Annotated in this window: 18 protein-coding genes; 8 read left to right on the forward strand and 10 right to left on the reverse strand. The window is 67.7% G+C overall.

The features are described 5' to 3' along the window. Nucleotides 1–101: 101 nt before the first annotated feature. Complete coding sequence (locus ACF8ME_RS15365) at nucleotides 102–3683, reverse strand: indolepyruvate ferredoxin oxidoreductase family protein (RefSeq protein WP_392417268.1); 3582 nt, start codon at nucleotides 3681–3683, stop codon at nucleotides 102–104. Between the two features lie 188 nt (nucleotides 3684–3871). On the opposite strand from ACF8ME_RS15365, the gene ACF8ME_RS15370 reads away from it, so the two are divergent. Together ACF8ME_RS15370 and ACF8ME_RS15375 are read left to right on the forward strand one after the other, a co-directional pair. Beyond that, nucleotides 3872–4375: an Lrp/AsnC family transcriptional regulator gene (locus ACF8ME_RS15370; protein WP_016449368.1), complete on the forward strand. Its 504-nt coding sequence runs from the start codon at nucleotides 3872–3874 to the stop codon at nucleotides 4373–4375. A gap of 159 nt (nucleotides 4376–4534) precedes the next feature. Further along, entirely contained in the window at nucleotides 4535–6295 is a 1761-nt protein-coding gene (locus tag ACF8ME_RS15375; protein ID WP_374006324.1) for an MFS transporter, read from the forward strand. 209 nt (nucleotides 6296–6504) lie between these two features. Here the strand turns inward: ACF8ME_RS15375 and ACF8ME_RS15380 are convergent, their stop codons facing one another. Further along, the gene (locus ACF8ME_RS15380; protein ID WP_017404060.1) at nucleotides 6505–7689 is read right to left on the reverse strand and encodes a murein transglycosylase A; all 1185 of its coding nucleotides are present in this window, start codon (nucleotides 7687–7689) and stop codon (nucleotides 6505–6507) included. Here ACF8ME_RS15380 and ACF8ME_RS15385 point away from each other — a divergent pair. The 3 genes from ACF8ME_RS15385 to ACF8ME_RS15395 all read left to right on the forward strand — a co-directional run bounded on the left by ACF8ME_RS15385 (nucleotide 7688) and on the right by ACF8ME_RS15395 (nucleotide 10082). Then, entirely contained in the window at nucleotides 7688–7858 is a 171-nt protein-coding gene (locus tag ACF8ME_RS15385; RefSeq protein ID WP_016449371.1) for a hypothetical protein, read from the forward strand. The two genes, ACF8ME_RS15380 and ACF8ME_RS15385, sit on opposite strands and share 2 nt — an antisense overlap. Before the next feature lie 145 nt (nucleotides 7859–8003). After that, complete coding sequence (locus ACF8ME_RS15390) at nucleotides 8004–8702, forward strand: OmpA family protein (RefSeq protein ID WP_016454249.1); 699 nt, start codon at nucleotides 8004–8006, stop codon at nucleotides 8700–8702. 105 nt (nucleotides 8703–8807) lie between these two features. Then, the gene (locus tag ACF8ME_RS15395) at nucleotides 8808–10082 is read left to right on the forward strand and encodes an amino acid deaminase (protein ID WP_047474560.1); all 1275 of its coding nucleotides are present in this window, start codon (nucleotides 8808–8810) and stop codon (nucleotides 10080–10082) included. Between the two features lie 5 nt (nucleotides 10083–10087). On the opposite strand, the gene ACF8ME_RS15400 is transcribed toward ACF8ME_RS15395, so the two are convergent. From ACF8ME_RS15400 to ACF8ME_RS15415, 4 genes are read right to left on the reverse strand one after another with little or no spacing between them, the layout of a single operon-like run. Beyond that, nucleotides 10088–10717 carry a response regulator transcription factor gene (locus tag ACF8ME_RS15400; RefSeq protein ID WP_012202778.1) on the reverse strand — a complete coding sequence of 210 codons (630 nt, stop codon included), beginning with the start codon at nucleotides 10715–10717 and terminating at the stop codon, nucleotides 10088–10090. A 34-nt stretch (nucleotides 10718–10751) separates the two neighbouring features. Further along, the gene (locus tag ACF8ME_RS15405) at nucleotides 10752–12893 is read right to left on the reverse strand and encodes a nitrogen regulation protein NR(II) (protein WP_392417271.1); all 2142 of its coding nucleotides are present in this window, start codon (nucleotides 12891–12893) and stop codon (nucleotides 10752–10754) included. Further along, nucleotides 12890–13705: a carbon-nitrogen hydrolase family protein gene (locus ACF8ME_RS15410; protein ID WP_392417274.1), complete on the reverse strand. Its 816-nt coding sequence runs from the start codon at nucleotides 13703–13705 to the stop codon at nucleotides 12890–12892. Before ACF8ME_RS15410 ends, ACF8ME_RS15405 begins: the two co-directional genes overlap by 4 nt. After that, nucleotides 13702–17838 carry a YhdP family protein gene (locus tag ACF8ME_RS15415; protein ID WP_392417277.1) on the reverse strand — a complete coding sequence of 1379 codons (4137 nt, stop codon included), beginning with the start codon at nucleotides 17836–17838 and terminating at the stop codon, nucleotides 13702–13704. Before ACF8ME_RS15415 ends, ACF8ME_RS15410 begins: the two co-directional genes overlap by 4 nt. Nucleotides 17839–17971: 133 nt before the next feature. On the opposite strand from ACF8ME_RS15415, the gene glnE reads away from it, so the two are divergent. Beyond that, a complete protein-coding gene (gene glnE, locus ACF8ME_RS15420; protein ID WP_338500897.1) occupies nucleotides 17972–20713 on the forward strand; it encodes a bifunctional [glutamate--ammonia ligase]-adenylyl-L-tyrosine phosphorylase/[glutamate--ammonia-ligase] adenylyltransferase in 2742 nt (913 codons plus the stop codon). Nucleotides 20714–21065: 352 nt separating this feature from the next. Here the strand turns inward: glnE and ACF8ME_RS15425 are convergent, their stop codons facing one another. Continuing rightward, a complete protein-coding gene (locus ACF8ME_RS15425) occupies nucleotides 21066–21686 on the reverse strand; it encodes a glutathione S-transferase family protein (RefSeq protein WP_016449378.1) in 621 nt (206 codons plus the stop codon). A 114-nt stretch (nucleotides 21687–21800) separates the two neighbouring features. Between ACF8ME_RS15425 and purB the strand changes: the two genes are divergently transcribed. Beyond that, nucleotides 21801–23180 (forward strand): adenylosuccinate lyase, encoded by a 1380-nt coding sequence (gene purB, locus ACF8ME_RS15430; protein WP_017404067.1) that lies wholly within the window; start codon nucleotides 21801–21803, stop codon nucleotides 23178–23180. 104 nt (nucleotides 23181–23284) lie between these two features. Continuing rightward, the gene (locus ACF8ME_RS15435) at nucleotides 23285–23845 is read left to right on the forward strand and encodes a YaeQ family protein (protein WP_017404069.1); all 561 of its coding nucleotides are present in this window, start codon (nucleotides 23285–23287) and stop codon (nucleotides 23843–23845) included. 29 nt (nucleotides 23846–23874) lie between these two features. Here the strand turns inward: ACF8ME_RS15435 and ACF8ME_RS15440 are convergent, their stop codons facing one another. The 3 genes from ACF8ME_RS15440 to ACF8ME_RS15450 form a co-directional block, all read right to left on the reverse strand. Further along, nucleotides 23875–24564, reverse strand: coding sequence for an N-acetyltransferase (locus ACF8ME_RS15440; protein WP_312840841.1), 690 nt, complete (start codon nucleotides 24562–24564; stop codon nucleotides 23875–23877). 140 nt (nucleotides 24565–24704) lie between these two features. Further along, the gene (locus ACF8ME_RS15445; RefSeq protein ID WP_392417280.1) at nucleotides 24705–24884 is read right to left on the reverse strand and encodes a hypothetical protein; all 180 of its coding nucleotides are present in this window, start codon (nucleotides 24882–24884) and stop codon (nucleotides 24705–24707) included. Nucleotides 24885–24941: 57 nt separating this feature from the next. Continuing rightward, the gene (locus tag ACF8ME_RS15450) at nucleotides 24942–25373 is read right to left on the reverse strand and encodes a DUF3717 domain-containing protein (RefSeq protein WP_017404072.1); all 432 of its coding nucleotides are present in this window, start codon (nucleotides 25371–25373) and stop codon (nucleotides 24942–24944) included. Nucleotides 25374–25703: the final 330 nt, after the last annotated feature.

A 25703-nucleotide genomic window follows, 5' to 3' on the forward strand; every position in this document is an offset into this window, starting at 1 on the left:
TTGAAGCGGCCCCGGAGGCAGCCGCGCCGCCCGCACCTCACGGTACGGGCGGCGGCCGCGATCTTACAGGACGCCCCTGTGGCGGGGCTGTCCGTGTGGTTTCAGGCCACGCCGACTGCGGGCTGTCCCGTGCTGCCCGCGCCCCGTGACGGGGCGTTCCAGCGTGCCATCAGCGCCTTCCACTTGGTGCGGGCCGCAGCCAGGTTGCGCTCCTTGACGTGGCCGTAGCCGCGGATGTCCTCGGGAATGCTGGCGATCTCCACGGCCAGCGCCAGGCGCTCGGGCGTGAGCTCGGACAGCAGTCCTTCTATGCACTGGCGGTATTCCTGGATCAGGGCGCGCTCGGTGCGGCGTTCCTGCGTGCGGCCGAAGGGGTCCAGCGCCGTGCCGCGCAGGCCCTTCATCTTCGCCAGCACCTGCATGGCCTTGCGCATCCAGGGACCGTAGGACTTCTTGACCAGATGGCCCTGCTCGTCCTTGGCGGCCGACGACGGCGGCGCCAGGTGGTGGACCACGCGGTAGTCGCCCTCGAACATGCTGGCGATGCGCTGGCTGAAGGCCGCATCGGTGTGCAGGCGCGCGACCTCGTACTCATCCTTGTAGGCCATGAGTTTGAACAGATAGCGGGCCACGGCTTGCGACAGGCGCGTGCCCGAGCCCGCCACGGCGCGCTCGGCGGCATGGACCTTGTCCACGAAGGCCTGGTACTCGGCCGCATAGGCGGCGTTCTGGTAGGCCGTGAGGAAGTCCACGCGCTTGGCCACCATCTCGGTCAGCGAAGGCTTCTTGACGAACTGGATCACCTGGGCCGTCTGGAACAGGGCGCGCACGGCAGCCAGGTCATGGGCGCAGCGGCGGCCCCACTCGAAGGCGGCCTTGTTGTTGTCGGCCTGCACGCCGTTGAGTTCGATGGCACGCATCAGCGCCGCATGCGACAGCGGCACGCGGCCCTTTTGCCAGGCGTAGCCCAGGATCAGCGGGTTGGTGTAGATGCTGTCGCCCAGCAGCTGCACGGCCACCTGCTCGGCGTCGAAGCTGCCCAGCAGCTCGGGGCCCACGGCCTGGGCCAGTGCGCTGGCGCAGCGGTCGTCCGGCGCCTGCCAGTCAGGGTTGGTGACGAAGGCTGCCGTGGGCGAACCATGGCTGTTGAGCGCCACGAAGGTGCGGCCCGGCTGCATCACGGACATGGTGGTCGGCGTGGCCGTGACGATGGGGTCGCAGCCGATCACCAGGTCGGCCTTGGCCATGTCCACCTTGGTGGTGTAGATGGCTTCGGGGCGGTTTGCGATCTGGATGTGGCTCCAGGTGGAGCCGCCCTTTTGCGCCAGGCCGGCCGCATCCTGGGTGATCACGCCCTTGCCCTCCAGGTGGGCCGCCATGCCCAGCAGCGAGCCGATGGTGATCACGCCCGTGCCGCCGACGCCGGCCACGACGATGCCCCAGGCCTGCTCGGCCACCGGCAGCACGGGCTCCGGGATGGCGGGCAGCATGGACAGGTCGCCCTTTTTCTCCTTCTTGGGCTTCTTGAGCTGGCCACCTTCGATGGTGACGAAGCTGGGGCAAAAGCCCTTCACGCAGGAGTAGTCCTTGTTGCAGGTGTTCTGGTTGATGCGGCGCTTGCGGCCGAACTCGGTCTCCACCGGCTCGACCGACAGGCAGTTGGACTGCACCGAGCAGTCGCCGCAGCCCTCGCAGACCAGCTCGTTGATGACCACGGTCTTGTCGGGCGTGGCCAGCGTGCCGCGTTTGCGGCGGCGGCGCTTTTCGGTGGCGCAGGTCTGGTCGTAGATGATGGCCGTGCAGCCCTTGAGGGCGCGGAACTCGCGCTGGATGCGGTCCAGCTCGTCGCGGTGGTGCACGGTCACGCCCTCGGCCAGCGCCACGCCGTCGTACTTGGCGGGCTCGTCGGTGACGATGACCAGTTTGGCCACGCCCTCGGACTTGAGGCTGTTCATGATCTGCAGCACCGAATGGCCCTCGGGCCGCTCGCCCACGCGCTGGCCGCCCGTCATGGCCACGGCGTCGTTGTACAGCAGCTTGTAGGTGATGTTCACGCCGGCCGCGATGCTCTGGCGTATCGCCAGCAGGCCGCTGTGGAAGTAGGTGCCGTCGCCCAGGTTGGCGAAGACATGGGCGTCCTTGGTGAAGGGCGCCTGGCCCACCCAGGTCACGCCCTCGCCGCCCATCTGCGTGAAGGTGCTGGTGGAGCGGTCCATCCACACCGTCATGTAGTGGCAGCCGATGCCGGCCACGGCGCGGCTGCCCTCGGGCACGCGGGTGCTGGTGTTGTGCGGGCAGCCGCTGCAAAACCATGGCACGCGGTCGCCCGTGGGCTGGCTCTGGGCCACCTTGAGCGCGGCCTCGCGGGCGTCCAGCACGGCAATGCGCTCGTGCATGCGCTGGGCGATGTGTTCGGGCACGCCGATCTTGGTCAGGCGCTGGACGATGGCGCGCGCGATGAGGGCCGGCGTCAGGTCCGCATTGGGGCGCAGCAGCCAGTCCTGGCTGGGATTGGGCACCGACCATTCGCCGCCGTGCTCGTCGCTGAACTTGCCGACCACGTTGGGCCGCACGTCGGAGCGCCAGTTGTACAGCTCTTCCTTGATCTGGTATTCGATGACCTGGCGCTTTTCCTCCACCACCAGGATTTCCTGCAGGCCGCGCGCGAAGTCGCGCGTGATGGTGGCCTCCAGCGGCCAGACCACGTTGACCTTGTGCACGCGTATGCCCAGCTGGCGGCAGGTGTCGTCGTCCAGGCCCAGGTCGGCCAGGGCCTGGCGCATGTCGTTGTAGGCCTTTCCGCTGGCGATCAGGCCGAAGCGGTCGTTGGGGCCCTCGATCACGTTGTGGTTGAGCCGGTTGGCGCGCACATAGGCCAGGGCCGCATACCACTTGTAGTTCATCAGCCGCTGCTCCTGCTCCAGCGGCGCATCGGGCCAGCGGATGTGCAGGCCGCCGGGCGGCATCTGGAAGTCCTCGGGCAGGATGATGTTCACGCGGTCCGGCTCCACCGAGACGCTCGCCGAGGACTCGACCACCTCCTGGATGGTCTTCATGCCCGACCACAGGCCCGAGAAGCGGCTCATGGCAAAGGCATGCAGGCCCATGTCCAGGATGTCCTGCACATTGCTGGGAAAGAACACCGGCGTGCCGCAGGCCTTGAAGATGTGGTCGCTCTGGTGGGCGGCCGTGCTGCTCTTGCTGATGTGGTCGTCGCCGGCCAGCGCGATCACGCCGCCGTGCCGGGCCGTGCCCGCCATGTTGGCGTGCTTGAACACGTCGGAGCAGCGGTCCACGCCCGGGCCCTTGCCGTACCACAGGCCGAAGACGCCGTCGAACTTCTTGGTCTCGGGATAGAGATCCAGCTGCTGCGTGCCCCAGACGGCCGTGGCGCCCAGCTCTTCATTGACGCCGGGCTGGAAGACGATGTGGTTGGATTCAAGGTGCTTTTTCGCGGCCCATAGCGCCTGGTCATAGCCGCCCAGCGGGGAGCCCCGGTAGCCGCTGATGAAGCCTGCGGTGTTCAGGCCCGCTGCAGCGTCGCGCTGGCGCTGCAGCATGGGCAGGCGCACAAGGGCCTGGACTCCGCTCATGAATGCACGGCCGTGCTGCAGAGCGTATTTGTCGTCGAGGGTGACCGTCTCCAGGGCGCGGCGCACGTCTTCGGGCAGTGGGGCATTCATGGCTTGTCTCCATCGATGGTCGGTGCCCTGTCATGTCCTGCCCGGAACGGGAAAGAGGCATGCACGGCACTCGTTGTCTGAACCAAATCGCCTTTTTTCAGTGTATTCGTGCTCGTCTGATAGGTCTTTGCTTTCTTTGCGCTGTTTCAAGTATCCTGAGCAAGGATCTTTCTTGAAAACGGTGTTTTGTGCAAACTTTGGACAAATTCGACATTGCCATCCTCGGCCACCTGCAGGCCGACGCACGCTTGACCAATGCCGAGCTGGCCCAGCGCGTGGGCCTGTCGGCCGCGCCGTGCTGGCGCCGCGTGCGGGCGCTGGAAGAAGCGGGCTTCATCCGCGGCTACCACGCCGACATCGACCGCCACAAGATCGGCCTGGGCGTGCTGGCCTTCGTGCGGCTCGATGCCGTGCGCACGGCCGGCACGCTGACGCTGGAGATGGAGGACGCCATCCGCAAGCTGCCCGAGGTGGTCACCTGCCACTACATCAGCGGCACCGGCACCTTCGAGCTGCAGGTGGTGGCGCGCGACCTGGACAGCTTTGCGCAGTTCGCGCGCAACACGCTGCTGAACCTGCCCAACGTGAAGGACATGCAGACCAGTTTCTCGCTGGGCGAGATCAAGTCCAGCCATGCGCTGCCGCTGTCCCAGCTGGGACCCATGGCGGGCCAGGGACTGCCTGGCCAGTAGCCGCAGGCCGGCGGACTGGCCTATGAAGGTCGCGCCGAAGCGACAGTGTGCTCCTGTAACAGGAGCGAAAAACGGTTGTCGTACAAGGTGGTGATCGTGGTTATTAGTAAGGCAACCATTTCTGGCGCCACCCTGCGTTTGGCCCGAGAATCGGGACACATGGCCGCAGAACAATCAACACCAGACCCCGCCCAGCCACCCGCCTCAGAAACCGAGCCTTCCACCCAGCCCCCGGCCGAGCCCTCGGGCGCGGGGGCGCCGGGCACCCTGCTCGAGGACCCGTCCGGCATGGCCGCTGCCGACAGGGCGGCCGCCGAGGCCGAAGGCCAGAAGACGGCCCAGGCCCAGCAGGGCGTCTGGGCGCCGCTGTCCGGCCCCACCTTCCGCATGCTCTGGCTGATCTGGATGGCGGCCAATACCTGCATGTGGATGAACGATGTGGCGGCGGCATGGCTCATGACCTCGCTGACCACCTCGCCCGTGCTCGTGGCCCTGGTGCAATCGGCCTCCACGCTGCCCGTCTTCCTGCTGGGCCTGCCCAGCGGTGCGCTGGCCGACATCCTGGACCGGCGCCGCTACTTCATCGTCACCCAGTTCTGGGTGGCGGCCGTGGCTCTGGTGCTGTGCCTGTTCGTGCTCTCGGGCCGGATGACGGCGCACTGGCTGCTGGTGCTGACCTTTGCCAACGGCATCGGCCTGGCCATGCGCTGGCCCGTGTTCTCGGCATTGATTCCCGAACTCGTGCCCAAGCACCACCTGCCCTCGGCCATGGCGCTGAACGCGGTGGCCATGAACGCCTCGCGCATCATCGGACCCCTGGTGGCGGGCGCCATCATCGCCAGCCTGGGCAGTGCCTGGGTGTTCGTGCTGAACGCCGTGCTGTCCGTCATCTCGGGCATCGTGCTGATCCGCTGGAAGCGCCGCCACGTGGCCAACCCGCTGGGCCGCGAGCGCCTGCCCTCGGCCATGCGCGTGGGCCTGCAGTTCGTGCGCGAGTCGCCGCGCATGCATGCGGTGCTGGCGCGCACGGTGTGTTTCTTCCTGCAGTGCACGGCGGTGATGGCCCTGCTGCCCCTGGTGGCCCAGCGCCTGCACGGCCCGACCGAGGGCGGGGGCGGCGCTGAGACCTTCACGCTGCTGCTGGCCTCCATGGGGGCGGGCGCCATCGTGGGCGCCATGTTCCTGCCGCGCCTGCGCCAGGCCATGTCCAAGGAAAGGCTGATCCGGTCGGGCTCTGCCGTGCATGCGCTGGCCACGCTGGCCGTGGCCCTGTCGCCCAATGTCTACATGGCGGTGCCGGCCATGATGCTGGCCGGCATGGCGCTGATCTCCACGGCCAACGTGCTGGGCGTTTCGGCCCAGATGGCCCTGCCCAACTGGGTGCGGGCGCGCGGCATGTCCATCTACCAGATGTCCATCATGGGCGGCACGGCGGCAGGCGCCGCGCTCTGGGGACAGGTGGCCAGCATGGTGGGCGTGCGCGGCAGCCTCATGGTGGCGGCCGCCAGCGGCGTGGCCTGCATGCTGCTGGTGCAGCGCCTGGTGCGCGACCGCCAGATCGAGGAGGACCTGAGCCCCTCCAAGGCCTTCCAGCGCCCCGAGGTCAACATCCCCGAAGCCGGCCGCGTGGTCGTCACCATCGAGTACCAGATCGACCCCACCCAGGCCGAGGCCTTCCGCGCCCTCATGCAGGAAAGCCGCCGCAGCCGCATGCGCCAGGGCGCGCTGGGCTGGAGCCTGCTGCACAGCATGAGCCACCCGGAGCGCTACGTGGAGCAGATCATCGATGAGTCATGGACCGAGCACCTTCGCCGCTTCGACCGCGTCACCGCCGCCGACGTGGCGCTGCGCGACCGCAAGCTGGCGTATCACAAGGGCAAGGAACCGCCGCGCGTCACGAGGTACTTCGATACCCCCTGAGGCGCTGCGCGCCTTCCCCAGAGGGGGACGGCGCCCTCGCAGCGAGGCGGCTCTTGCTCGGCGCCCCTGGCGTTGGGCCGCGCCAGAGCGAGGGACAGTGGATAGAGGTGTGTCTGCGCTGGTCTTGTGCCATGCGGGGCGAGCCTTGGCGCAAAGGATAAAACCGGCGCACCCCAAAGCGGGAGGAAGCGGCGTAGCCGCTCAGGGGGTCACCTCAAGTGCGGGGCCTGGCTCGCCAGGGCGCGAGGCCAGAAGGCCCACAGGCGCAGGTTCTGCTTGATGCGGCCTGCCAGGTCGCCGGCTTCGGGGCCCCAGCCCATGAAGTAGTCGGCGCGCACGGCGCCGACGATGGCGCTGCCCGTGTCCTGGGCGAAGACCAGGCGGTTCAGCGCCACGGTGGGCCCGGATGTGGACAGCCAGACCGGTGTGCCGTAGGGGATGCTCTGCTTGTCCACGGCGATGGAGCGGCCTGGCGTCAGGGCCACGCCCTGGGCGCCCTTGGGGCCGAACTGCAGGTCCAGGCCTTCCAGCGGCTCCTCACGGAAGAAGACGTAGCGCGGGTTGCTCCACAGCATTTCATTGACGCGGCCGGGGTTGGCGGCCACCCAGGCGCTGATGCCGGGCCAGGTGGCGTCGCGCACCAGTCCCTGGTCCAGCAGCCAGCGGCCCACGCTCTTGTAGGGCTGGTCATTGGTGCCCGCAAAGGCGACGCGGATCGTGCGTTGCGCGCCTGTAGGCTCGGTGATGTTCAGGCGCCCCGATCCCTGGATGTGCAGCACCATCGCATCGACGGGGTCGCGCAGCCAGGCGATGGCGCGGCCTGCCAGGGCCGCCTGGGCCTCTGGCAGGGTCTCGATCTGCTGGCGCGAGAACCAGGGCTTGCGGCTGCCGAAGCCGGCGCCGGCCGGCGTCTTGTACAGCGGCACGTTGAATCCGTCGCCGGGCAGGCGCCGCGCCTCGAACAGCGGCTCGTAGTAGGCGGTCAGCATGCCGTCCGGGCCGCCGCCCAGCGCCTCGATGCGGTAGGGTTGCAGATTGGCCATGAGCCAGGCGCGCTGCTCGTCGCCCGTGGCGATGCTCAGCTGGCGCACATCGCGGCACAGGCCTGCGAAGACCGAACTGGGTCGTTCGCAGTTCTTGAGCCAAGCATTCCAGGCTTCGTGCAGCGCGTCCTCCTGCAGGCCGGGCAATTCGCTCCAGTCGGCCGCGATCCAGCGGCTCTTGGTGGGCGTGTTGGTGACCAGCGGGGGCCTGGGCGTGACGGCGGGAGAGCCGCCCGGCTGCAGATCGGGTACGGGCGAGGGGTCGTAGACCGGCTTGGTGGTGGTCGTGCAGGCGACCAGCGTCCCTACAATCAGCGCCATCGCGGCATGGCGCAGGAGGTGGAAATTCATGGGGTTGATTTTGCTCGAAGCACTGCTGGCCTTGGTGATTCTGGTCGCTATTGTGTGGTGGACCATGTTCTCCGGACGCCGCAAGGGCGAGTTGCCCGTGGACACGCCACGGGATTCGCATCCGTCTCCAGACAAACCCTCTCCCGGGCAGGATCGCAGCGGCCCGTGACGGCCGTGGAGGCAGCCTCGCGGAGCGGGCGCCGTCCTACGGGTATGCCCTGCCCGCACTGATAGGCTGTGCGCAGCCTGCTTTCCACAATGGGGACCCTGGCGCTACCGCACGGTGCGTTCCCAAGATTCAAAAGGAGTTTCCAATGCGCAAGCACATCGTTCTGGCCGCCGCAACGGCGGCCGCACTGTTCATCTCCGGCTGCGCGAACATGAGCGACACCCAGCGCCGCACGGCCACGGGCGCTGGCGTGGGCGCTGCAGCCGGCGCCGTGCTGGGCGCCGTCACCGGCGGCAGGGCCGGCACGGGTGCCGTGATCGGCGCTGGCGTGGGTGCACTGGGTACCTACATCTGGTCGCAGAACATGGAAAAGCAAAAGCGCGAGATGGAGCAGGCCACCCAGGGTACGGGCGTGAACGTGAGCCAGACGGCTGACAACCAGCTCAAGCTCGACATTCCCAGCGACATCTCGTTCGATACCAACCGTTCCGACATCAAGGGCAACTTCGCTCCCATCCTGGACCGCTTCGCCGAGGGCCTGCGCAACAACCCCAATGCCGAGGTGCGCATCATCGGCCACACGGACAGCACCGGCTCTGACGCCATCAACAATCCGCTGTCGCTGGACCGCGCCAACAGCACGCGCAACTACCTGACCATGCGCGGCGTCTCGGGCGCCCGCATCGCCACCGAAGGCCGTGGCTCGCACCAGCCCGTGGCTTCCAACGACTCGGCCAGCGGCCGTGCCATGAACCGCCGCGTGGAGATCTTCGTGGGCGAGATCCCGCAGCAGCACCAGCAGCCTCAGTATCAACAGCAGCCGCAGTACCAGCAGCCCCGCTGACCCGGGCTCTGTGTCAGATGCAACGCCCCGCAACGCGGGGCGTTTTTGCGTGGGCGGGCACCGGCATTGCCCTATGCTGGCTCCCATCCATCAATGGGGAGTCGTATGAGTGAAGCAAGCACAGCGGGCGCGGCCGACGTGGTCAGCCCGCTCGACAAGGGCCTGGGCGCGCTGTCCGCCCCCTGCGCGCCGCAGGACGCTGCCGCGCAGGGGTGGAATCTGCTGCGGGAAGACTTGAGTTTGCCGGTGGCCGTGCTGTCGCAGTCGCGCCTGTCGCACAACCTGGCCTGGATGCAGCGCTTTGTGGATGCCTACGGCGCCCAGCTCGCGCCCCACGGAAAGACGACCATGGCGCCCCGCCTGTTCCGCCAGCAGATCGACGCGGGCGCCTGGGGCATCACGCTGGCCACCGCTCAGCAGACGTGCGTGGCCCATGCCCATGGCGTGCGCCGCGTGCTCATGGCCAACCAGTTGATCGGCCGGCGCAACATGGCGGCCGTGGCCGAGCTGCTGGCCGATCCTGGCTTCGAGTTCTTCTGCCTGGTCGATTGTGCCGAGCAGGTCGAGCAGCTGGCCGCCTTTTTTGGCGCAGCGGGCCGGTCCGTGCAGGTGCTGATCGAACTGGGCCCGCCCGGCGGGCGCACGGGCGTTCGCTCCGATGCGCAGATGCAGCCGCTGCTGGACGCGCTGGCCCGGGCCGGTGCCGGCGTGCGACTGGCCGGGATCGAGGTCTACGAGGGCGTGCTCAAGGAGGAAGAACCCATCCGCACCCTGCTGCGACGGGCCGTGGACTGGCTCCAGCGGCTGGCGGGTGAGGGCCGGCTGCAGCGCAGCCCGGCCGTGCTCACTGGCGCCGGCTCGGCCTGGTATGACGTGGTGGCCCAGGAGTTCGGCAAGGCCGACATTGGCGGTCCGCTGGATCTGGTGCTGCGCCCGGGCTGCTATCTCACGCATGACGCGGGCATCTACCAGGCAGCGCAGCGGCGCATCGACCAGACCAATCCCGTGGCGCAGCAGATGCGTGCCAGCCTGCAGCCTGCGCTGCAGGTCTGGGCCTATGTGCAGTCGCTGCCCGAGCCCGGCCGCGCCATCGTGGCGCTGGGCAAGCGCGATACCGCCTTCGAGGCCGTGCCGCCCCGGCCCGCGCTGCGCTACCGCCCCGGTGATGCCGCGCCGGTGGCCACACCGCCCCATTGGGAGGTCACGGCCATGATGGACCAGCATGCTTTCCTGAAGGTGGCCGAGGACGATGGCCTGCGCATAGGCGACATGCTGGCCTTCGACATCTCCCACCCCTGCCTGACCTTTGACAAATGGCGGCAGTTGGCCGTCGTCAATGACCGCTATGACGTGGTGGACGTGATTGCCACGTATTTCTGAAGGGGTCAGCCGTGCGTGCGCAGCAGGTTGGCCAGTTCAACGGCCGACTTGACCTGCATCTTGTCGAAGACGCGCGCGCGGTGGACCTCGACGGTGCGCACGCTGATGTCCAGCTGGTCGGCGATGAGCTTGTTGGGAATGCCCTCGACCACCAGGCGCATCACGTCGCGCTCGCGCTCCGTCAGCTCGTTGAAGCGTGCACGCACGGCTTCGCGCGCACGGGTTTCGGCCTGGTGCTGGGCCGACAGTTCCAGCGCCTGTTCGATGCGGTCCACGAGGGCATTGTCCGAGAAAGGCTTCTCGCAGAAGTCGAAGGCGCCGCGCTTGACGGTGTCCACGGCCGTGGGCACGTCGGCATGGCCGGTCAGGAAGATCACGGGCATGCCTGCGATCTGGTTGCGTTCCAGCATGAGGTTGAACAGCGCCAGCCCGCTCATGCCGCCCATGCGCATGTCCAGCAGCAGGCAGCAGGGATTGCGTGGCGGTGGGCGCGACTGCAGCATGGCGTCGAAGGCCTCTGCGCTGTCATAGCATTCGCTGAGCAGGCGGCGCGAGCGCAGCAGCCAGGCCAGCGCTTCGCGGACATCGGTGTCGTCGTCGACGATGTAGACGGTGGCGTCGGGTACAGGTTCCATGGGCCTATTGTTCCATTTGTTCCATTGGTGCCATCTATGCCTGCACCTGCGCAGGGCTGTGCGCCGGCAGCGTGAAGGCGAAGACGGTCCCGCGCGGGCTGTGGGGGCTGTGCTGCAGGTGGCCGCCATGCTGCTCGACCACGGTACGGCACAGGCTCAGGCCCAGGCCCATGCCCTCGTTGCGCGTGGTGAAAAAGGGCGTGAACAGTTGCTCCGCCACATGCTGGGGAATGCCGGTGCCGCAGTCGATGACGGCGAACTCCACCCAGCTGCGGCGCGTGCTGGCGGCCGCACGGCGCACGCGCAGCTGCAGCTCGCGCTCCATGGTCTCGGGCGAGTCCATGGCCTGCATGCCGTTGCGCGCCAGGTTGAGCAGCACCTGCTCGATCATGGTCGGATCGCACAGCACGGGCGGGAGGCCGGGCTCGATGTCGGTGGTCACGCGCACGCCCAGGTTGCGTGCCTGCAGGCTGATCAGCGGCAGCACGGCGTCTATGAGTTCGGCGGCGCCTATGACTTCGCGGGACTGGTCGCGCCGCCGCACGAAATCGCGCACGCTCTTGATCACGCGGCCTGCGCGGTCGGCCTGGAAGCTGATGCGCTCCATGGCCATGCGCAGGTCCTGCAGTTGCTGGCGCAGCCGGGCTTCATGGTCCGAGATGGCGCTGCCCGCACCTGCACCTGCACCTGCACCTGTGCCCGTGCCCGTGCCCGTGCCCGTGCCATCGTCGCTCCCCAGCATGTTCAGCGATCCCGTGGCGTAGCTGGAGATGGCCACCAGCGGCTGGGTGAGTTCATGGCTCAGCAGCGAGGCCATCTCGCCCACCGTGGCCAGGCGGGCCGTGGCCTGCAGGCGCTCCTGCGAGGCGCGTGAGATCTCTTCCATGCGCTTTTGCTCGCTGATGTCGATGAAGGCACTCATCCAGCCGGTGTGCTGGCCCTGGGCATTGATCAGCGGCGCCTCGAAGATCAACACCGGAAAGCGCGTTCCGTCCTTGCGCATGAAGATGCTTTCATGGCCCTCGCGCGGCGGCGGGGCGTTGCCGGACAGGCGGCTGTCGCGCCGGCGCGCGTAGATCTCGGCGCGCTCGGGCGGCCAGTAGGGCGCAATGCTCAGTCCCAGCAGTTCCTCGGCCGTGAAGCCCACCATGCTGCAGAAGGCCGGGTTCACATAGCTGATGCGGCCCTGCAGATCGCGCGCGCGCAGGCCCGTGACCAGCGAGTCCTCCATGGCCTTGCGAAAGGCCAGCGCATCGCCCAGATCGCGCTCGGCGCGCAGGCGTCGGCGGTTGTCGCGTACCAGCACGGCGACCACGGACACCAGGGCGATGGACATCAGCGTCACCAGGGCCGTGAGCACGTTGGGGAATACGCTGGGCGCGCGGTGCCAGCTGTCCATGCGCAGCACCAGGGTGCTGCCCGGCAGGTCCAGCAGCTGCTGCGCCGTGAACATGCGCGTGCCGCGCCAGGAGGCGCCCAGCAGGGCCAGGCGCGTGCCGTCCGGCTCGGTGAAGGACACTTCCTGGGTGCGCGGCAGGTTCTTGCTGACCTGGGTGATCAGCAGGCTTTGCAGGCTGTAGGTGCCGATGACAAAGCCGATGATGTGGCCGCTTTGCGTCAATGGCAGGCAGACCTCCATCATCTCCGTGCCCAGGCCTTCGGCCAGCAGCTGGAAGTAGCTGGGCGAGTAGGCCGGGCCGTTGAGGCGGCGCGCGTGGGTGCAGGTCAGCACGGCCTCCGGATGGGTGTTTTGCGTGCGCAGCTGGTCTTCCCACTGCACGTTGCGGTAGGGCGTCTCGGCATGGGAGCGGATCTGCAGGCCCGCATCGCGCCATTCGATGCGCATCAGCTCGCGGCGCACCTGCAGCAGCTCGGCGGCGCGGGTCTTCCACTCGGCAGGGTCGTTGTCGGGCGCGTTCAGCGCCTGCAGGTCCTGCAGGTTGCGGTTGAGGGCGGCGCGTATGTCGGCCACGGCATTGGCGGTGTCGCGCTCCAGCTTGTCCTGGACCTGGGAGGCCTCATAGCGTCCGGCCAGCCAGACCATGGTGATGAGCATGCTGGCCACCAAAGCGACCAGCAGGCTCCACAGCGACCAGCGCCGCCAGGCAGTGCGCCAGCGGCGCCAGGGCCAGCGGCCTTCGGCGGGGGCGGGCGTGGACAGGTGCAGCGGATTCACAGGACGCGGTGCCCCAGGGCCGGCAACTGGCGGCGCACATGCGCCAGGCGCTCGCGCTTGATCTCGCCCAGCACCACGCCGGCACCCTCGGCCTGCTGCGCCAGCACCATGCCCCAGGGGTCGGCCAGCAGGCTGTGGCCCCAGGTGCGGCGGCCGTTCTCATGGTGGCCGCCCTGGGCGGGCGCCAGCAGGTAGGCCTGGTTTTCGATGGCGCGGGCGCGCAGCAGCACCTCCCAGTGGGCCAGGCCCGTGATGTGGGTGAAGGCGGCGGGCACCAGCAGCAGGTCGGCACCCTGCTCGGCCAGTCGGCGGTACAGCTCGGGAAAGCGCAGGTCGTAGCACACGCTCAGGCCCAGGCGCCAGGACTCGCCCTCGCGCGAGGTGATGTCGCAGGTCACGGGCGTGTGGCCGGCCTGGACCACGGCGGCCTCCGTGTAGCGCTCGCGGCCGTTGTCGTAGTGGAACAGGTGGATCTTGTCGTAGCGCGCCACGCATTCGCCCTGGGGCGAGAACACCAGCGAGCTGTTGAGCACGTGGGCATCGTCATCGGCCACCAGAGGCAGGGTGCCGCCGACGATCCACAGCTGCAGCTCGCGCGCGGCGCGGCCCAGGAAGTCCTGGATGGGGCCTTGGCCGAAACTCTCGCGGTAGGCCAGCTTGTCGGTATCGCGCAGGCCCATGGCACAGAAGTATTCGGGCAGGGCCGCGAGTTCGGCGCCCTGCTCGCGCGCCTGGCGCAGCAGGGCCATGGCCTGGTCGAGGTTGGCGCGCACATCGGGTTCCGACACCATTTGCAGGGCTGCGATTTTCATGGGTTCTCTCCTGAAGGGGCTGACTCGGTGGCGGTGGAGGGCGTGCGCGACGGTGTGTCAGAGGGCGTTGCGGCCCGGCGGCGCGGCAAGGCAGTGACCTGGGGATCATCCCAGCTGCCGTCGATGCGGAATTCCTTGGTGGCTGCCGCAATCAGCGGGCCCCGCAGCAGCACCTGCGCCAGAAAGCTGCCCAGGCCGATCACGGGGTTGATGGCCGTGGCCACCAGGGAGGCGGTCATCGCGTTGATCTCTGGCACCACCACCACGTGCAGATTCTGCGTCTCCTGGACCAGGTCTGCCGTGCCTTCCATCAGCACGGCGGCGTTGACGCCCTTCATCTGCATGTTGTTGGTGCGCGCCACGCCATCGGTGATCTGCACATCACCGCGCATGAAGTCGAAGGCAAAGCCGTTGCTGAAGACATCGCGGAAATCCAGCGTCAGCCGGCGTGGCAGCGCCTGCAGGCTGAGCACGCTCAGCAGCTTGGCCAGGCCCGGTTCGGCCTTGAGGAACTGGCCGGTCTGCACATCCAGGTGCATGGAGCCCGAGAGGCTGCGGAAATCGGGCGTGATGGGCGAGCCCGTCCATCCCGCCGAGCCCTGCAGGCTCCCCTTGCCATTGCCCACCACGCCGGGCATGTCAAAGCGCGTGAGCAGCTTGCCCACGTCGCGCAGGTCCAGCTGGAACTGCAGCTGGCTGCGCCCCGGATGCTCGGACTGCCCCTGGGGCAGGCGCCACTGGCCGTTGGCCGTCAGCGTGGCCTCGGGCGTGGAAATGTTGAAGCGCGACAGCTGCCATTCGCGTGCCGCCGCGTTGCCGGGCACGGGGCGGTTGCGGGCCTCGACCTCCAGGCGGCCCAGCGCATGGCCCGACAGGTGCATGTCGTCCACCACGATCTGCAGCGCCGGCAGCTGGCGCGGCCCTTCGTTGAACAGGGCGTCCACGCGTTCGGACTTGGCCTCCGGCACCGTCAGGCGGGACAGCCGGGCGACCAGTTGCCCTTCGGGCTGGGCGTCCGTGCCTTCGCGAAAGCCCACATAGCCATCCAGCTCCTGGGAGGTGAGGTTGCTGTGCCACGAGCCACCATCGCGCGAAATGCCCGCCACCACATCGTGCAGCTGCCGCCCCTTGGCCTGCAGTTGCTTGACGCGCAGGCTCAGCCGATCGGGAAGGTATTCGCGCGCAGGGTCCGTGGCGGCGTCGGCGGGCTCTGGCATGGCGCCGTTGGACTGCGGCGCCAGCGCCAGCCAGTCGTCGATATTGAAGAGCGGCAACTGCACATGGGCCTGCACGCCCTGGCCCGAAGTGGGGGCGGTGCCCGCTTCCTGGCCGATGAGGATGCTGCCGTGCAGCACGCGGCTGTGCTTGCCACTGATGTCGCGCTCATAGAAGACCGAGCCCGTGTCGCCCAGTTGCACGCTGATCTGGTCGCGCAGCGGGGCATCGGGCGCGGCGAAGCTGGCGGGCGCGAGCTGGTGGCTCACGGCCAACGGCTGGATGGATTCGGCGGCCTTGCCCAGCGGAGCCGGCAGGTTGATGCGCATGCCCTGCAGGCTGGACTGGACCTGGATTTCGGGCGTGCCACGGCGCACCTTCAGCAGCAGGGAATAGGGCGACTGGCCCTCGGCATGGCGGGCCAGGTCGGCCACCCAGCCCAGTTCCCTGGCATCGCGCAGCCCCTGTGCCGTGGCCGTGCCCTGCACCCGCACCTTGACGGACGATTCGGTGGCTGGCGCATTGCGCGCCAGCGCCTGCATGCCGCCATCGGCACGCAGCTCACCGCCCAGGGCCCGCGCCTGCAAGCCGACCAGCGAGAAGCCGGTGTCGGAGAATTTGACGGCGCCACGCAGCTGGCTCAGGTGCGGTGTCTCGTCATCGAGCTGCAGCGAGTTGCCCGCCAGCGTGACCTGCCCGGACACCTTGCTGCGGTCCAGATGGTCGATGGGCAATTGCAGTTGCAGGGCCAGTTGCGCGGCGCCCGTGGCCTCGCTGCCGTCCAGCACGTGCCCGGTCAGCGCCGACAGGGCCGAGGTCTTGACCACCCCCAGCATGTCGGCCAGCGGGCCCTGGCCCTTGGCGGTGACGGCCACCTCGGTGTGGGCCAGGTTGGGAATGCTGGCCTGGATGTCGCGCATCTGCAGCTGCGGATAGCCGGCGAACTGGCCGCGCGCATTGCGCACGGCCATGGAGGAGCGGTCAAACACCAGCTCGCCGGACAGATCGACCAGGGCCGGCCAGGGCGCCTCGCCATGCGTGAGCAGATGGGGCGGCACATATTCATAGTGCACGTCATGCAGCTTGGCCGCGATGTGGAACTCGCCCTGGCTGGGCTTGTCGGCCGGTACGTGGTCCAGGTTGCCGCGCACCTTGAAGTTCACCGTGCTCGCGCGCCCGGCGTGTATGGCCTCGCGCACATAGTGGCGCGCGTCGGCGGGAATCTCCAGCGGCAGGTAGCGGTGCACGCGCGTGCCGTCGGCGTTGCGCAGCTGGCCCTGCAGGTCCAGCACGCCGGGAAAGCGCGGCTGCCTGTCGCTGCCGTCGCCGGTATGCCATTGCGCGCGGGCCTCGCCTTCGGTGTCGTCATTGGCAAAGCGCAGGCTGGGCACCTGCACGCTGATGGCCTGGCCGCGCAGTTGCCAGCGCAGGCTGGCCTGCAGGCGGTGCAGCGGGATCTCGGGCTCCTCGAACACGCCGGGGAACGACAGCGACGCCGGCCGCTGCTCTGTGCCCTCCATCTCCAGCTGGGCCTGGCCGCCGTCCTGGTCCAGCGAGAAGCGCGCGTTCAGGCCCTTGAGGCCGGGCATGCCCGGCGCCGCGGGGCCTTCGGACGATGCCACGCCGTTGATCGACAGTTGCTGCAGTTCGCCACTGGCCTTGTACTGCTGCAAGGACTCCAGCGGGCCGCGCCAGCTTCCCTGGAACTGGTGCAGGCGGCCGGCCGGTGCCAGATCGGCCAGGTGCTGCTGCACCTGCGCTGGAAGCGGCAGGCGCTGGCCCAGCTGGGCGAGGATGGCCAGGTCAATGCCATCGGCCTGGAACTCGCCGTGCTCACCCAGCGCCCCCTGCGTGCTGGCGCCGGCGGGGTTGTAGCGCGCGCGCAGATTGCCAGCCGGCCAGTGCAGGCCGTCGCCCGTGGAAAATTCCAGGTTCTGCGCAGCGAAGCGCCAGCCGTCCTGGTGTTGCACGCTCAGCCTGCCCGTCAGGGCCTGCAGCTTCAGCGGCTGCAGGTCTTCGCGCCACTGCAGCTGCAGCGCGTTCACGGCCACGTCGGCCATGGCGCCCACGGGCTGGCCCTGGCGCAGGTCTATCCAGGCGCGCAGCGCGCCCCGGCCCTGCTGCAGGCGCAAGCCAGAGATGTCTATGTACTGGCCAAGCTGGGACAGGTCGATCCGCGTGAACATCGCATGGGCCTGGCCGCTCCAGCGGCGCCAGTTGCCCTCGTGCGTGGACAGCAGCGGCTCGCGGAACAGGCCGGTCAGCATGAAGCGCTCGCCCCAGCCCTCGGGCGGCGTGGCATCCAGGCGCAGTCCGTGGCCCCAGCCCTTGTTGCGCAGCACCAGGTCCACATCGCGCAAGGCCAGCGGCGGAGCCTGGCGCAGTTCGTCCAACCACAGCAGGCTGCCGCCGCGCAGCGCCAGTTCGGTCTGCGAAAACAGCCAGTCGGCGGCGGCATTGTCCCCGCCGGCCGAAGGGCTGATCTCGATGCCGGCCACGAAGACTCGGCCATCGGCCGCGCGGCGCACCACGAGTTCAGGACGGTCTATGTAGATCTGTTCCACGCCCAGGCGCATCAGCGAGCGTGCCGAAACGGCGACCACCACGCTGGGCAGGCGCAGGGCGTCTGCCGAATGTTCGGGGTCTTGCACCACCACGTCGCCCAGCTCGAAGCGGGGGACCAATCCCTCGCTGCGGGCCGTGATGCTGCCTATGCGAACCGGTAGGCCCAGCGTGCGTGAGGCCAGGGATTCCAGCTGAGGACGCCATTCGCCGATTCGCGGCACAATCCAGCCATGGAGCACCCCCCACACGGAGGCGAGGACCAGCCAGAAGGCCAGGACCAGCCCCAGTGACCACCGCGCAAGGCCGGCCATCCAACGGGTCAGGCGTGTGGGGTGCGGTTTCGGTTCGATCATCGGCGGCATCAGCTATGACGGGAATTATGACCGGCGCCCTCAGGGCCTGGGCGGTAACCAAGGGTTGCTGCAATCCCTCTGCGCGTGAGTGGCCGCTTCTTTCGCGTTCCGTATGCAATCCTCAGTTCACGCAATGGCAGGTACGGCCTTGAATGTCCCCGCACAGGCCGCCTATTCCCGTTTTCACCAACGGCTGCACCGTCGCTATGGCGACGAGCTGAGCCTTTTGCCGCCGGGTCCGCCCGAGCGCGCGTCCATGGAGCAGGCCCTGGCGGCACTGCTGGAGCGTGGCCTGGACCTGTCGGCTGCGCTGCGTGTGCTGCGCCAGCTGGTCATGGAGCGCACCATGGTGCTCGACTGCGAGCAGCAGGCGCCGCTGGCCGTGGTCACGCGCGCCGTGACCGAGCTGGCCGAGCTGGCGCTGGAGCGCGCCTGCATCCAGGCGCGCGCCGAGCTCGACGCGCGCCATGGCGCGCCTCAAGGCTCCGACGGCCGGCCCGTGCAGCTGTGGATCATCGGCATGGGCAAGCTGGGCGCACGCGAGCTCAACGTCTCCAGCGACATCGACCTGATCTACGTCTACGAGCAGGACGGCGACACCGCCGGCCTGCCCGATGGGCGCGGGGTGATCTCCAACCACGAGTACTTCGCGCGCGTGGTCAAGGGCATCTACGGCCTGATCGGCGACACCACCGAGCACGGCTTTGTCTTCCGCGTGGACCTGGCGCTGCGTCCCAACGGGAACTCGGGGCCTTCGGCCGTCTCGCTGGCCTCGCTGGAGGAGTATCTGCAGACCCATGGACGCGAGTGGGAGCGCTTTGCCTGGCTCAAGAGCCGCGTCGTGGCGCCCATGGACTGCGTGCGCTCCCAGCAGGTGCAGGCGCTGCGTGCCGTGGTCCTGCCCTTTGTCTTTCGCCGCTACCTGGACTACGCGGTCTTTGACGCGCTGCGCTCGCTGCACCGCCAGATCCGCGAGCATGCGGCGCGGCGCAGCGCGGGCCATCCGGGCCGCTCCAATGACGTCAAGCTCTCGCGCGGCGGCATCCGCGAGATCGAATTCACCGTGCAGCTGCTGCAGGTGGTGCGTGGCGGCCAGTTCCCCGAACTGCGCTGCCGCCCCACGCTGGAGGCGCTGGGCCGCCTGGCGCGCGCCGGCCTCATGAGCCAGGAAGTGGCCGACGCCCTGGGCTCGGCCTACACCTTTTTGCGCCGTGTCGAGCACCGTATCCAGTACCTGGACGACCAGCAGACCCATGTGCTGCCCACCCGCGACGATGACCTGGAATGGATTGCGCGCACCATGGGCTTTGCCGATGCCTGCGCCTTTTTGCACCAGCTCGATGCCCATCGTGAAAAGGTGGCCGAGGAATTCGACACCCTGCTGGGCGGCTCGGCCCAGCCCCAGTGCGGCTCGGGCCGTTGCAACGGCGCGCGCAGCCCCGCCCAGGGCACGCCGCGCGAGATAGACGGCCTCATGGAGCAGTTGCCGCCAGCCCTGGCCGCCCATGTGGCCGACTGGCGCGGCAATGCCCGCATCGCCAACCTGCGCGACGAGGCGCGCGGCCGGCTGTTTCGACTCGTGCAGCGCACGGCGCAATGGGTGGCCGAGCGCAGCGTGCCCGAAGACGCCGCGCTGCGCTTTCTGAACTGGCTGGAGCCGCTGCTGCGCCGTGAAAGCTATCTGGCCCTGCTGCTGGAGCGCCCCGCCGTGCACGAGCGGCTGCTGGACCTGCTGGGCGCGGCACGCTGGCCCGCGCGCTACCTGCAGCAGCACCCGGGCGTGATCGACGAGCTGGCCAACGAAGCCATGCTGGGCGAGCGTTTCTCGCCCATGGACTTCGAGCATGAGCTGGCCCTGCGCCTGGCCGCGCTGCAGGCCACGGGCGAGGACGATGACGAAACCCTGCTGAACCTGCTGCGCCGCGCCCACCATGCCGAGGTCTTTCGCACGCTGGCGCGCGATATCGAAGGCCGCATCACGGTCGAGCAGGTGGCGGACGATCTCAGCGCGCTGGCCGACTGCGTGCTGCGGGTGACGGCCAGCTGGTGCTGGAGCCGGCTCAAGAACCGCCACCGCGAGTCGCCGCAGTTCGCCATCATCGGCTACGGCAAGCTGGGCGGAAAGGAGCTGGGCTACGGCAGCGACCTGGACATCGTCTTCGTCTTCGATGACGAAGACGAACACGCCTCCGAGATCTATGCCGCCTTTGTGCGCAAGCTCATCAACTGGCTGGCCGTCAAGACGGGCGAGGGCGACCTGTTCGAGATCGACACCGCGCTGCGCCCCAACGGCAACTCGGGCCTGCTGGTGACCAGCTTCGCCTCCTATGCCAACTACCAGCAGCAGCGCGGCAGCAACACGGCGTGGACCTGGGAGCACCAGGCCATGACGCGGGCGCGCTTCGTGCTGGGCAGCGACGATCTGCAGGCCCGCTTCGATGCCGTGCGCGAGGCTGTGATCACCGCGCCTCGCGACGCCTCGGCGCTGCGCGACGAAATCGTCGCCATGCGCGAACGCGTGCGCGGCGCCCATCCGGTGCGCGGCGGCCTGTTCGATGTCAAGCACAGCCCGGGCGGCATGGTCGATGTGGAATTCGCGGTCCAGTACCTCGTGCTCTCGCAATCGGCCTCGCACCCGGAACTGATGGCCAACCTCGGCAATATCGCGTTGCTGCAGCGCGCCGAACAGGCAGGATTGATCCCGGCCGGCGTAGGCCAGCAGGCGGCCCGGGCCTACCGCGAGCTGCGCCGCCTGCAGCACGTGGCACGGCTGGATGAGCGCTCGGCACAGCTGGTGCCAGGGCAGGCCGAGCCGCTGAGTGCGCCCGTCAAGGCCTTGTGGGATGCGGTTTTCGCCAACGCCGTTGCGGCTTGACGATGTGAAGCAAAGAAGGCGGCTTGCGGCTGCGAACGCCTTCACTTCAGCATCCGTGGAAATTGGCCTACAGCAGGATCGCGGGCATCCTCAAAATGTTACATTTTTCCTGCCCACGACCCCTGGAACTTCTGCAAAAGTAGCTCATCTATTGAACAGCTTGTTGAGAGAGAGTATCCAGACAGAATTTCACGTTGCGAAGCCTCTGGGGCCACAGTCCTGAACTGTTCCGCCCGAAGCGCTTCTCCTCCCTCCCTCTCTTTATTCGTTTCGGGATGCTTCGCAACTTTTTTATGCCAGCAAAAAGGCCACCCATCGGGTGGCCTTTTTGCATTCCCGGGCTGGTGCGGCGTCAGGGCTGGGGAGGGCGCGTGGCTGCAAAACTGGCACGCTCGGCCAGCTTGGCCTGCAGTGCGGCCAGATTGGGGTGGTCGGCGCGCCAGTCCAGCTCGGGAAAGCGAAAGTCCAGCCAGCCCAGGGCGCAGCCCACGCACACGTCGGCCAGGGTGAAGTGGATGCCGCAGCAATACGGCTTGTCGCCCAGGCCCTGGGACATCACGTTCAGTGCAGCCCGCACCTTGGCAAGCTGGCGGTCTATCCATGCCTGGCAGCGCTGTTCTTCGCTGCGGCCATCCCAGGTGGCTTCGAGGCGGGCCAGCGCCCCGGCATCCAGCAGGCCATCGGCCAGTGCTTCCCAGGTCTTGATCTCGGCGCGCTCGCGCCCCGTGCCGGGGATCAGCTTGCCTACCGGGGAAAGTGTGTCCAGATATTCGACGATCACGCGCGAGTCGAACATGGCATCGCTGCCGTCCATGACCAGGCGCGGCACCTTGCCCAGCGGGTTGCCGGTGCCGGGCGACAGCTCGCGGCTCCAGGGGTTTTCCTCGACGAACTGATAGTCGAGCCTTTTCTCTGCCAGTACGACGCGTACCTTGCGTACGTAGGCGCTGGTGGAGGAACCTATCAGTTTCATGGCAATTTTCCGTGGCGAAGAGGCGGCCCATGGGCGGGCAGCAGATTCTATGCGCTGCCCGGCGATCTCCCCCTCGGCCCCCGTTTTTGCCGCGCGCACCTACAATCACGGCCCATGAATCTGCCGCACATCTCCGCCCTGTCCCCGCTCGACGGCCGCTACGCCGCCAAACTGTCTCCTCTGCGCCCGATCATGAGCGAGATGGGATACATGCACCGCCGCGTGCAGGTGGAGGTGACCTGGTTCATCGCCCTGTCGGATGCCGGCTTTGCCGAGTTCAAGCCCCTGTCCGAAGGCGCGCGCGTCTATCTGCAGGACCTGGTGAAGAACTTCTCCGAGGCCGATGCCGTGGCCATCAAGGACATCGAAAAGACCACCAACCACGACGTCAAGGCCGTGGAGTACTGGATCAAGGGCAAGTTCGACGGCCGTCCCGAGCTGCTCAAGGCCGCCGAATTCGTGCACTTTGCATGCACCAGCGAAGACATCAACAACACCAGCCACGCGCTGCAACTGCGCGCCGGCCGCGACAGCGTGCTGCTGCCCGCAATCTCCGGCATCACGGCCAAGCTGCGCGAGATGGCCCATGCCTACGCTGCCGTGCCCATGCTCAGCCGCACGCACGGCCAGACCGCCAGCCCCACCACCGTGGGCAAGGAAATCGCCAACGTGCTGGTGCGCCTGGAAAAGGCAGCAGCGCGCATTGCCGAGGTCAAGCTCCTGGCCAAGATGAACGGCGCCGTCGGCAACTACAACGCCCACCTTTCCGCCTGGCCCGAGTTCGACTGGGAAGCCTTCAGCAAGAACGTGATCGAGTCGCCCGAGCCCCAGGGTCTGGGCCTGAGCTTCCAGCCCTACTCGATCCAGATCGAGCCGCATGACTACATGGCCGAGCTGTTCGACGCCATCGCGCGCGCCAACACCATCCTCATCGACTTCTCGCGCGATGTCTGGGGCTATGTGTCCCTGGGTTACTTCAAGCAGCGCCTGAAGGCCGGCGAGATCGGCTCCTCGACCATGCCGCACAAGGTCAACCCCATCGACTTCGAGAATGCCGAAGGCAACCTGGGCCTGGCCAACGCCCTGCTCAAGCACCTGGCCGAAAAGCTGCCCATCTCGCGCTGGCAGCGTGACCTGACCGATTCGACCGTGCTGCGCAACATCGGCGTGGCCATGGGCTATGCCACGTTGGCCTACAGCTCGCTGATGACCGGCCTGAACAAGCTCGAACTCAACGAAGAGCGCCTGCAGGAAGACCTGGACAACGCCTGGGAAGTCCTGGCCGAGCCCATCCAGACCGTCATGCGCCGCTACGGCGTGCAGGGCGCCTACGAAAAGCTCAAGGAAGTCACGCGCGGCAAGACCGTGCAGGCCGAAGACCTGCACCGCCTGATCAACGGCCTGGAAATCCCCCAGGCCGACAAGGACCGCCTGCTGGCCATGACGCCTGCCTCCTATGTGGGCAAGGCGGCTGAGCTGGCGCGCCGCGTTTAATCCATCCTTTGCCGCGCCATGAAGGGCGCGCTTCAACCATTCAGGGCTGCCGATGCAAGCACAGGCTTGCTGCGGCAGCTCTTGTTTTTGATAGGTTCTGTCTCATGGCCCTCAAATCCACCATCTTCAAGGCGAACCTGTCCATCGCCGACATTGACCACGGCTACTACGCCGACCATGCGCTGACCCTGGCTCGTCATCCCAGCGAAACGGACGAGCGCATGATGGTGCGCCTTGTGGCCCTGGCCCTCAATGCCCACCAGCTCAGCGACATGTGCAACGGCGACGGCACGCTGGCCTTTGGCGCGGGCCTGTCCGATCCCGAGGATCCCGATGTCTCGCTGACCGACTTCACGGGAGCCAAGCGCCTGTGGATCGAGGTCGGCCAGCCCGAGGAAAAGCCCATCGCCAAGGCATGCAACAAGTCCGATGCCGTAGTGCTCTACGCCTTCCACCATGCGGCGGAAGTCTGGTGGAAAGGCCTGGAAGGCAAGCTGGCACGACTGAACAAGCTGCAGGTCTGGCGGATTCCCTCCGAAACCTCCCAGTCGCTGGCGGAGCTGGCCGAGCGCAGCATGCAACTGCAGGCCACCATCCAGGAAGGCGCATTGACGCTCAGCAGCAATCTGGGCACGGTCTTCATCGAGCCGCTGCGCTGGAAGTAGCCGGGCACTGGCCCAAGCAAGCCACTGTCTCAGGCAGGCAACTGCATCCGGACGGCCTGGGCGAAGGACTCCACCGTCCAGCCCGCGCCCAGCAGCATGCGGCGAGTGGACAGCCGGTCCATGACATCGTCGGGCACATTGCAGCCCAGATGGATCAGCGACTTGCTCTCCGTGATGCCCACATAGCGGCCGTCATAGCTGCGCGCCAGATGGTTCCACAGGCCGTGGGCACCCGGCGACTGGCGTGCGCCGCTGACGAGGCAGGTGCCCGTATCGAGCACGCTGCGGTAGACGGCGCTGGCGATGCCGCGCCGCTGGTAGTCCGGCGCAAAGCGCGAATGGGGCGAGCGCACGCGGCGGTCGGTGCGCTTGTCCACTTCGACCAGGCGATTGAACACCGTGTAGCCGGCCAGGCAGCGCCGCTCCATATCCTCCACGTAGGCAAACCATTCGCCGTCGGCCTCCCGCCAGTGCAGCTGGAACTGCGGATCGTGAAGCGGACGTCGCTCCAGGCCGTGCAGCTTGTTGCCGGGCTGGTACAGGCGCTCATGAATGGCTTCGAGCTCGCCCTCCACCAGCGGCTGCATCACGTCGATGCGCAGTTCGGTGACGTGGTGCGGCCGCAAGCGGGCCGAGGCGCGATGCGCCACGGCATCACGCAGATGGCGCCAGAGGGAGGAAAACGAGGGCCCGGCTGGGGCAAAGGCTAGACAGGTCACGGCAAAGCTCGCTTTGTCGGCAGGCCTTGTGGCCCGGCAGACGCGTGAAAACCCAACCGCCTTCAGTTTCAAGGTGAAGGCGGCGCAAGAAGAGCGGATTCAGTGAAGCGACGCTGCCCGGTTCCGCGCAGGGCAGCGCATCAAGACCGTGCGGCCTGTCTGGGGCCGATGTTCAGCCGCGCTGCATCGCGCTCGCGCAGGCGAGCAGCCGTGGCAGGCCAGGCCTTGCCGGCCGGCACGCGCGTGCTCCCCGCATCACTTGCCGTGAGGCACATGCAGGGGCGGGGGCGGCGGTGGCTGGAAGCGGCGGTCTGCAGCATGGGGACTGATGTTAGGCCGCCTGCAACATCGCACTGGTTCGGTGCGATATACGGCAATCAGCCGGGTTTGCGCGATATGTCCGCGCGCTCGGCCGCACGCTCTGCATAGCGGGTAAAGCGCCAGGAGTCGCCTTCTGTCGTGATCCTGCGCCATACGGCACGCTTCTGTGGTGGCTCCATGGCGGTCCACATCTGCACTTCGTCGAAGCTGCGGCCACAACCCTTGCATTTCTCGTCGCCCTGGCTGGTGGAGCAGATGGCGATGCAGGGCGTATCGGGGGTGGTGTCGTACCAGGCCAGCCAGGCTGCCATGGCGTGCGAGGGAAAGCCCTCAACCTGCACTTCGGTCTCATGCCAGAAGATCATCAGCGCGTACACCTCGGCCAGGGCCCGTACTTCGGGCTGCAGCAGCACACCATCCGGGGACGGGTGGCGCTCTCGCCAGTAGTTGATGGCGGCTTCGATATCGGTGATGTGCAGTGCGGTCATGGACGGGCAAGGGGACGGGACAGCGATGATAAGGCGCATGCCAGTCCTCGGCCGGGCACTGCTGCAACACTCCATCAGCTTCAGGGTTGCTATGAATAGTGAAGCGTTGGGGGCAGATGTATAAAAGGAGTGCGGGATGTGTTGCTTGTGCTTTCCGTGGAATTGAAGGGTTTTTTCACTTGCGTGCCGCAGCGGCTTTGTGTTGCAATCCGCAGGTTCGAAGGGGAGTAGCTCTCTGCCGGCAGGGGTGGTTGCAAAGCCACTGCACCGGCATCGGAATGGTCGTCAATACGAAGCGCAAGCTTCCGGCCTTCCGGGCTGCGGTGCATA

Origin of the sequence: Delftia sp. WSY_7 (assembly GCF_043104845.1) — a bacterium.
In the GTDB taxonomy this organism is placed as follows: Bacteria; Pseudomonadota; Gammaproteobacteria; order Burkholderiales; family Burkholderiaceae_C; genus Comamonas; species Comamonas tsuruhatensis.

Bases quoted from the DNA above. Each gene is read 5' to 3' on its own strand.
- ACF8ME_RS15445 (WP_392417280.1), bottom strand. From the start codon at position 24,884: ATGCTGCAGACCGCCGCTTCCAGCCACCGCCGCCCCCGCCCCTGCATG.
- purB (WP_017404067.1), top strand. From the start codon at position 21,801: ATGAATCTGCCGCACATCTCCGCCCTGTCCCCGCTCGACGGCCGCTAC.
- ACF8ME_RS15410 (WP_392417274.1), bottom strand. From the start codon at position 13,705: ATGAAAATCGCAGCCCTGCAAATGGTGTCGGAACCCGATGTGCGCGCC.
- ACF8ME_RS15450 (WP_017404072.1), bottom strand. From the start codon at position 25,373: ATGACCGCACTGCACATCACCGATATCGAAGCCGCCATCAACTACTGG.
- ACF8ME_RS15415 (WP_392417277.1), bottom strand. From the start codon at position 17,838: ATGATCGAACCGAAACCGCACCCCACACGCCTGACCCGTTGGATGGCC.
- ACF8ME_RS15375 (WP_374006324.1), top strand. From the start codon at position 4,535: ATGGCCGCAGAACAATCAACACCAGACCCCGCCCAGCCACCCGCCTCA.
- ACF8ME_RS15385 (WP_016449371.1), top strand. From the start codon at position 7,688: ATGGGGTTGATTTTGCTCGAAGCACTGCTGGCCTTGGTGATTCTGGTC.
- ACF8ME_RS15365 (WP_392417268.1), bottom strand. From the start codon at position 3,683: ATGAATGCCCCACTGCCCGAAGACGTGCGCCGCGCCCTGGAGACGGTC.
- ACF8ME_RS15380 (WP_017404060.1), bottom strand. From the start codon at position 7,689: ATGAATTTCCACCTCCTGCGCCATGCCGCGATGGCGCTGATTGTAGGG.
- ACF8ME_RS15425 (WP_016449378.1), bottom strand. From the start codon at position 21,686: ATGAAACTGATAGGTTCCTCCACCAGCGCCTACGTACGCAAGGTACGC.
- ACF8ME_RS15395 (WP_047474560.1), top strand. From the start codon at position 8,808: ATGAGTGAAGCAAGCACAGCGGGCGCGGCCGACGTGGTCAGCCCGCTC.
- ACF8ME_RS15400 (WP_012202778.1), bottom strand. From the start codon at position 10,717: ATGGAACCTGTACCCGACGCCACCGTCTACATCGTCGACGACGACACC.
- ACF8ME_RS15435 (WP_017404069.1), top strand. From the start codon at position 23,285: ATGGCCCTCAAATCCACCATCTTCAAGGCGAACCTGTCCATCGCCGAC.
- glnE (WP_338500897.1), top strand. From the start codon at position 17,972: ATGGCAGGTACGGCCTTGAATGTCCCCGCACAGGCCGCCTATTCCCGT.
- ACF8ME_RS15390 (WP_016454249.1), top strand. From the start codon at position 8,004: ATGCGCAAGCACATCGTTCTGGCCGCCGCAACGGCGGCCGCACTGTTC.